Source organism: Alteromonas sp. BZK5 (assembly GCF_014349115.1).
Lineage (GTDB): Bacteria > Pseudomonadota > Gammaproteobacteria > Enterobacterales > Alteromonadaceae > Alteromonas > Alteromonas macleodii.
Map to the genome: position 1 here is coordinate 1 of NZ_JACSOE010000279.1, position 1105 is coordinate 1105.

Here is a 1105-nt window from a genome sequence, read left to right on the forward strand (position 1 = left end):
GTATTCAACAGCACTAAGGAAATGATCAAGCCAATCAAATGATTTGCCTTGAATATTTCTTCCATGTGGTGGCTTCGGTAAGTAACACTTAACTCGAAAACCTTCACTGGTTAGTCGCTCTTTACACTTAGCAGCAGCTATTTGACCAGCCTGAGAAATGTCATTATCAGCAAAAACATATACTGTAGACACACCTTCAGGTGGAACAAAAGACTGAATACCTGCGGTATTTAGCAAAGGCCAACAATGAACACCCATAGCATTAACTGCTAAAGCCGTTTCAATGCCTTCACAAATACCAATGGCATTACTGGCAGGACCGCCAAGTTCAATTCGAGCACCAATATACGCGTCCTCGAAAGAGCCTGTTAACATTTTATTATGTTCGTGGTCAATTTTTGATACATTTCCGAAATCATCTCGCTTTAGAAATGTTCTGTGTGCACCAACAATTTTACCAGCAGGTGATTTTACAGGAACAACCATACCTAGATAGTGGTTACCATCAGGCTTGAAATAAAGAGACTCATTCGAAAGAATAAGGCCCTCGTGACAAAGCGCTTCAAGTAGATTGGACGGTAAACCTCTATTTAAAAGATATTGCCAAACAAAATCGCCTTTTTGCATCTTAACCGAACTATTAAGCACATTTTTTAACGTTTTTACTTCTGCTTCCGTCATTTTTGTACGCTTAACTAGCTTTGGCTTTTTGGGGACAAAAACCTGTTTAGGCTTTTTGTCAATTAAGCCAAGGTGTGATGCAATATTCGTTGTAACTTCACCTAGTTTATTGCCACTTAATGCAGATATAGTTGCCAAGCCATCATAAGTATGAAAACTGCAACTTGCATGACAACAATGTCCTGAACCATCACTACGACTTGCTAAAAAGAACTTAGCTTCACGTCCGCATTCAGGGCAAGGTATATTTCGACGTTTGAACAACGTAGAAATATCATCGGAATTAACATAGAGTGAAAACCACTCTTCCCAATGTCCGTTACATGCAGCAGAAACCTGCGCACGAAATTCATTAAAATCACGTTGGTTATCCATGATTCATCTCCAAATATTAAGGGGTAGAAGTGCCACAAGGTATATGGAC

Annotated in this window: 1 protein-coding gene; it reads right to left on the reverse strand. The window is 39.5% G+C overall.

Annotation, left to right across the window (positions count from 1 at the left end):
• Positions 1-1056 (reverse strand): toprim domain-containing protein (locus tag BIZ39_RS21955; RefSeq protein WP_187448139.1); only part of this gene is annotated, 1056 nt, incomplete at its 3' end.
• Positions 1057-1105 lie beyond the last annotated feature (49 nt).